This window comes from Legionella bozemanae, assembly GCF_001648595.1.
In the GTDB taxonomy this organism is placed as follows: domain Bacteria; phylum Pseudomonadota; class Gammaproteobacteria; order Legionellales; family Legionellaceae; genus Legionella; species Legionella bozemanae.
Genome location: NZ_LBAW01000047.1, coordinates 1 through 6570, shown reverse-complemented (window position 1 = coordinate 6570; position 6570 = coordinate 1). Strand labels below are relative to the sequence as shown.

The window sequence follows — 6570 nt, the reverse complement described above, 5'->3', positions numbered from 1 at the left end:
TTATACCATCTCAACTGATTGTTTTATATACAAAAGTTGCATTAGCGAGTTGAATCCGCCTAAATGTAGTCAACGATATGTTAAATTTTAATTTTTGTGCTCTCTTTATGGTGTATTTAACTCCCAAAAACCTCTGCAATGGCGTTTTCTATATAATGAAGCAGATATCCTCTTCCGGTCATGAATAGGATCAGTTTTCGATAATCTATAGGATTGTTAACTGGGTCTAGTTGCCCCTTTTTACTTTGTAGAATTTTAAGCATCCTTTCATACTCTAGTTTTTGATAAATAGGATCCTGTTTAATGCGAATAAAATTCTCCATATCATCTGAAGTTAGTTCATAGAATAGTGCACTTGAAGGCAACTTAACTGTTTCACCGCCAAGTAATTTTAATTTACTACCATTATTAGTTGTATTTGATGAAGCACCCTTTTAAAACATAAGAGTGATAGTCTCAACTACAACTCTATAATAGGAAGAAAGCTTCCATTCATCTTGTATATGCATTCTCTTTTCTGTTGCTAATAGTATTCCCCTACTAGCATATATTGTTCACCGTTTAATCCCTGCTTGAATTCTGTAATCGATTTATATATTGGCGAAGAAAGAGTACCTCCCAAATCAAAAAATAATTTATTTTTTGATTTAGCTTTTTGAATAGCCTCCCATAATAAAAGATTATGTGCCGATAATTTTCTTCCTAAGTCACTATTCCATCCAAGCATGTAACTACAGCACAAACCATGGCTTACTACAATAATGCCTGCTATATATTGTTGTTGGTATTCACAAAGGAAAATATGCATGCTTTTTTTGGGAACCATTTGCTTATAGAGACTTTCCAGAAAATCTTTATTAACACCTGTAAAGTTTTTTTCTTTCTTAAAAAGCTCATAGCGTTCCAAAAACCAATAAAAATCAGATTTTGAAATAACTGCTTTTATTTTTAAAGAAGATTTCTGAGCTTTCTTTAATTTATTTCTCCAATTACTTTTCATATTAGACAGTAAATATTCATTATCTAACCTTAAATCGATTAATGCGGATTCCCAGTGCATTTTATTGGCCAATCTATATCCTAAGTTGAGCAGTCTAGAATGTAAATGTCCAGAGAAAGGGAGAAAAGGAGACATCAATAAAGTCTTGCCTTTCCAATAGCGCCAATGTTTACGTATTATATGAAATACATTTGAAACATGAATAAGATTATAATTTTTTAATAAAAATATAGGCCCATGTTGTATCCTAGTTAGTTCAAATATGAATTTTCGGCTTGAGGTTTGAAAAAATGCAATGGGCATGCCCTGATAGGAAATAACAAATCGCTTAACTTTCCATCCAACTAATCTAAGAGCTTCTCCATAATCCCATGATTGCATAAAACTCGATCTAATACTTTCCACCATTAAGTTATTCCATTCTTCTTCAGAAGTTACTTGTTCTAGAGTATAAGATGAGGATTTTTTTATGAATAAACGAGTCATAATTTGAAGCAATTTAGAACTCCTAATATCTTAAAATTTAATGACATCCTTAGGGCTAGCTTTTTTAATCCAACATGATTGTTGAATCTAATTTTCTTAGAATGGTTTAAACTCTCATCCTAAGGCTTGTTATAGATACAGAAGAATGTGTAGGTGCGGGTAATAGGAGAATCAGTGACAACTGCTAACTGAAAGAACTGACTGTATGTAAGTAAATCGGCAATGAACCGTCGAGAATGATTAGGCTGATGGCGTGATACCACTCTTGAAAACCATTATGTCAAGCCTTTCTTCGTGTTTCTCATATCTTCCATTCAATAATTCTCTGCTTAACAAAAATCATCTTATCTCCCCAGAGACAAATCTGGTCTTGTTGCAAAAACTAATATTAAACCCAGTGATCCTGTTATGTGTTAGCTAATCTAAGAGGGATAGACAAAAATATCTATACGTAAAAATACCCATGAATAAGAAATGAAAATTTCTTAAAAATCTTTTCTTCTTAAGAATATCTGAATTTATTTGTACTTCAGACTTAGCTTAGATACTAAGTGTGGAGCGTATAATGACCGAAGAAAAAAGCTGAAAAATGAGGTAATGCTATAGGAGCAAATCCAAATGCTCCTGAATTGCATCTCGTTAAAAAACAGTAACTTGAGAGTATTAGTGGAGGTTTATGTAGAATCCTATCGAGAGGTATTTCTTCTTCTAGCAATTACTAATTATCGCCATTATTTGTTTATTTTAAATAATGAGAAATTCATTCTATATCTGCTTTAACAGAATAAGTTAAATAGTACTTTCATAAAAAGCATTAAAAATCTCCTGCTTATTTTTAAGTCCTGTTTTTTTTCGTACATCTTCAAAATGACGCTCTACAGTACGAGTGGAAATTTGAAGAATCTCAGCGGTTTGTTTTGCTGATTTTCCCTGCGCAAACCAATAAACGACTTCTTTTTGTCGAGGAGTTAATCTGAGTGAGATCTCTTTATTAAATTTTTTCAAAGAAATAAACTTCTTTTTAAGAAGAAAAATGGTTTCATTTTCTGAGGTTGCTCTTTTTAACAAAGAGGAAATCATTAAGTCATTCACTACAGATTCTGTGGTTTTTTTTTGTTGGTTTAACCCAAGAAGTTTTGACTTAGCGATTTGTCGAGACATATTTTGAGTAAAATGGTAAATATATGTCTCTAAAAAGCTCAGGTTATTAACAAAAAAATTGATTAATGCAGCATTTTTATTTGAACCAGAAAAAAAATAAAAGGCAGTATGATCCTTATGTCGATGGCAAATGGTAATACCAAAACCACTATCAAAATGTGTTAATCCATGGCGAAAGATAGGAAGATGAGAATCTTTTGGCCATAAGCTATATCCAGTAGTAAATAGGGTTGGATTAGTGTCATAAAGACTGCTGTCATGTAATTTTAAATCGTAATAATCAGCGATCCATTGAGGTTTATTACTTAAATTAATTTGCGTATTATCATCATAATTAATTAGCGCCGTAAATGTATGAATTCCTACAGAGTTAAGTGGTGAGCATAAGGGCTTTAGAAGTTTACTTACTTCAATTAATTCTTTGATTGCACTAGTTTGTTTCATCATAAAGTCCATTTAAGATAAATTATTTGTTTTTAAATAACCCTATTCCGAGTATATCATGGAGGAGAAATTTTATTTTGATGATCAGGCAAAGTTGCAAACTCCACTGGCTTTGAAGAAAAAAACCGCCCAGACTTAGAAGAAGTTGAAAATACTTTTTTTTCTAACCAGGGCAATGTCCTATATGCGGCTGGAGCTAAGAGAGGATGTGAGCCTGTTAAACTATCAGACAATTTTTGTAGTTTCTTCCATATATTTTCAAATTCTTTTGAACGGGGCAAATTATATAAATGAATAAGTAAATCTTTTAAGTGATCAAAATAATTTCCCGTTCGCCAGTCCTCAATGGCAAGGTTGCGTGCAATACAACGTGGGAATGATTGACTTACACTATCCATAATCAATAGTGGAATAAGGGGTATGTTACTTTGAATAATTTCGGAAATTTCATCCTGAACCATCCGATATTTCATATGGTGGTATTTAGTATATAAAGAAGGGGTACCTATAAGTACTACAGCATCTGTCTGTTTAATTTTATTAATATGTTCTTGTATTCCATGTCCCCATCTGCTTTTTTCGAAATCGATGAGCACGATAACTCCCAACTCTTGAAGATGATTTACGAGAGCACGTAGATAACTATTAATCCAATATTCATTTGACTTCTCGGGTAAAGGCCAAGCATAGCTAATAAAAATACACTTGGGAGCATATTTTTTAGCTAAAAGCCAATTACGCACTTCTCGAAGAGTTTGATTAAATACACTGTTTAAGAGAGGATTTTTTATCTTATTTTGTTCTCTCCATGCTAAATCTGATTCTAATGAATCAGATTTTTCTTCTAATTTTTCTTCAGGATAATTTGCTTTAAAATTTGCTATAAGTTGGTTCAGTAAATGGATGGTAGTTTCTCGCCATAATGGTAAGTCGAACAATTTATCCTCTTTAATAGATAATTCGAGTAATTGTTCACTGTATCGTAAAAAATCCTTCTTATTAATTTGATGAATTTCTTTAATTAATAGAGGATGTTTTAAAGTGAGTGATTCAAGACTTACGAAATTTGTAGCCATTTGATAGAAAAGAGTTAGAAAATAAATTTGTTTTTGAGTTAACGAAGTTTTTGAATATATATGATGAAAAAGCTCTTCAAGAGCTTGAATTATTTCAATGGAAGCATTCTTAATAGTCATATCAATATCAAGCAAATTTAATAAAAAATCTAATTATACTTTAAAATCCTACCTTCTTAAGTAGAAAAGATTTTTTAAAAAAATTTCTCTTATTTATGGGTGTTTTTCCGTATAGATACTGGTGCCTTTTGCCTTGTATTATACAAGGGTTTTTCTTAATTTTTTATTTATTAGACTTATTGAGATTGTGGTTGTCCATAGAGGGAGCTTTGGTGAAAAAAAAGAGGATTAGGTGGTTGTTTTCGTCGATTTATTGCCAGTCTACCAGGATACTTATAAATTACTGTTGCAATTATTTAAGTATACGAAAAAGTTCCCAAAGGAATACAAGTATAACTTGACAGATAAAATGCGCCATGACGCCTTGCAGTAAGGGCGGCCAACAAATCAGAGCACAAAAAAACCGGAATTGGATGCCTTTATGGATGATTTTGAGTTACTCAAACTAGAGATACGCCTTTGTGTGGACATGAAGTTGTGCATTGTTGGCATCACTTATGGAGCGCATTGGTCGTCAGATTACGGGCTGGCGCTACGGCGTTAGTGAGCGAGTATGTTTGGATTAAAAGCGATGGAGGGAGTGTCTAAATGCGGTTAAATCGTGTGACGTAAGAGTTTTTGCGTTAATCAACACACGAGTGCAACTCGTCTTGTTACTTATGGGGAAAGTTCGCAATTTGTTTGCTATTGCTTTAGGAAGCTACACCGAATTAGCTACTACTCTATACGAGGAGCAGTTTGAGAAAGCAAAAAAATCTGGAACGAAAGCACACTTGAGCTCTTTCGCTGATACTCAGGTTAGTAACTTGTCACCGGCATATAAAATATTTAATTCTTCTGTGAATATTCAAAGGCCCATTTTAGTCACACATGACTCCATGGGCAATTAGTATTAGTCACAGCTTATTTAAAGTTTTTTCTCGAACTCGTTTCTTTTGCATGAATGGGTGCATTACCCCTAAAATAGTCAAGAAAAATATCCTCCTCCGCTTTTCTATTTATTGCGGTTACATCATGCGCGCGTTGGATATAAGCATCTTTTAAAAGCTTAACTGCCGTTTGATAAGTCTCCGTATGCCAAAAATTAACCTCGTCAGCGTTACGTCTAGCCTTAAAAAAAACTAAAAATTTACTGATAGACGAGCAATTGTGGATAAAATCATAACGTCCCCTACTTGGTTTTTTTATTTCATTAAAGAAATCAAGTATTTTTTCACGAGTAAAATGCTTCGAATTTAAGTGCAAATTCAATTTGCGTAAAAAACTATTATTGTCAGATGCCTTAAAAAAAATCTCATTTGATTCTAATATTTCTATTGGTGGTTTTATTTTTGTTGGTTTTGAAAAAAAACTAGCACACCATGGTAGAAATGTATGAGTAGGCTGTTTTATAACTCGTCTATTTTCTTCTGGAAAAATTTTCCGATCAGTTGAATTCTCTAGCTCCTTTTGATAATGCTCCTTAATCCGTCCTACATAACAGCTATTAGGGTGAGATAGGCTCCATTGTATAAGAAAATCTTTTAATTGAGGAAACTCGCCATCGGTTGCTGTAACGTAATGTGAATTAGAAATTACATGAATCTGATAATTTTCTTGATCTTGTTCGGTTTGCTCAGATATTATTTGGGGAATTGTATCGATACTTACGATATTTGTATCTATGAAATAGACTTCATCTTTCTCATTGGTTAGATATTGTTGCACATATCGATTTGCATCAGTACGGTGACCCTGCATAATTACAATATGTTTCATACTAAATGCTCTCTTTTTGCATAAAATAAATAATATGATTAAGTATATGCTACTGAATAATAATTGCACATTATATGGGCAGTGTTAATGTGACCTCATTAAGAGCATGCTAAAGAAAATGATGATGAAGAATAACAAAAAGAAAGACCTCAATGGTAGTAAATAGTTCCTTACATTAGAATCGCTTAAATCGTCAAACAATCGCAGGACATCGCGGATAATTCATCAGTATTAACAAACAAAAATCCCATTTTATTTTATCCTCAAAAGTCACCGCTAAAACAGCACCTGCAGTATCAAATAATTTCTTCTAGCATCAATCAATGACACAAAGGTTGTATTTGTCACCAATTGTAAATAAATTCTTTTTTTAAAATGAGGTTTTTTTGATAGCAAATGAATCCAAATGAATGTGAAAAAATTATTGGCATTTGGATTATGGTAGCTAGAAAGGAGCAGGGATTCATGGCAAACGCATTAAATTCCCCCTAAAATCTATTTAGCTTGTTAAAATTTTTAATAGAT

4 protein-coding genes are annotated in these 6570 nt (G+C 32.6%); all 4 read right to left on the bottom strand.

The window, feature by feature from the left end:
• Nucleotides 1–523: 523 nt before the first annotated feature.
• On the bottom strand, nucleotides 524–1498 hold the full coding sequence (locus A8O27_RS17790; protein WP_131744502.1) for a lipid II:glycine glycyltransferase FemX: 975 nt from the start codon (nucleotides 1496–1498) through the stop codon (nucleotides 524–526).
• 777 nt (nucleotides 1499–2275) lie between these two features.
• Nucleotides 2276–3094 carry a helix-turn-helix transcriptional regulator gene (locus A8O27_RS17785; protein WP_160116275.1) on the bottom strand — a complete coding sequence of 273 codons (819 nt, stop codon included), beginning with the start codon at nucleotides 3092–3094 and terminating at the stop codon, nucleotides 2276–2278.
• 53 nt (nucleotides 3095–3147) lie between these two features.
• Entirely contained in the window at nucleotides 3148–4287 is a 1140-nt protein-coding gene (locus tag A8O27_RS17780) for a toll/interleukin-1 receptor domain-containing protein (RefSeq protein ID WP_115684285.1), read from the bottom strand.
• Between the two features lie 903 nt (nucleotides 4288–5190).
• Nucleotides 5191–6045, bottom strand: coding sequence for a hypothetical protein (locus tag A8O27_RS17770; RefSeq protein WP_058459897.1), 855 nt, complete (start codon nucleotides 6043–6045; stop codon nucleotides 5191–5193).
• Between the last annotated feature and the right edge of the window lie 525 nt (nucleotides 6046–6570).

What these genes read in the sequence shown, in the direction of transcription:
- A8O27_RS17770 (WP_058459897.1), bottom strand. Translation starts at nt 6,045, where the DNA reads ATGAAACATATTGTAATTATGCAGGGTCACCGTACTGATGCAAATCGA.
- A8O27_RS17785 (WP_160116275.1), bottom strand. Translation starts at nt 3,094, where the DNA reads ATGATGAAACAAACTAGTGCAATCAAAGAATTAATTGAAGTAAGTAAA.
- A8O27_RS17780 (WP_115684285.1), bottom strand. Translation starts at nt 4,287, where the DNA reads ATGACTATTAAGAATGCTTCCATTGAAATAATTCAAGCTCTTGAAGAG.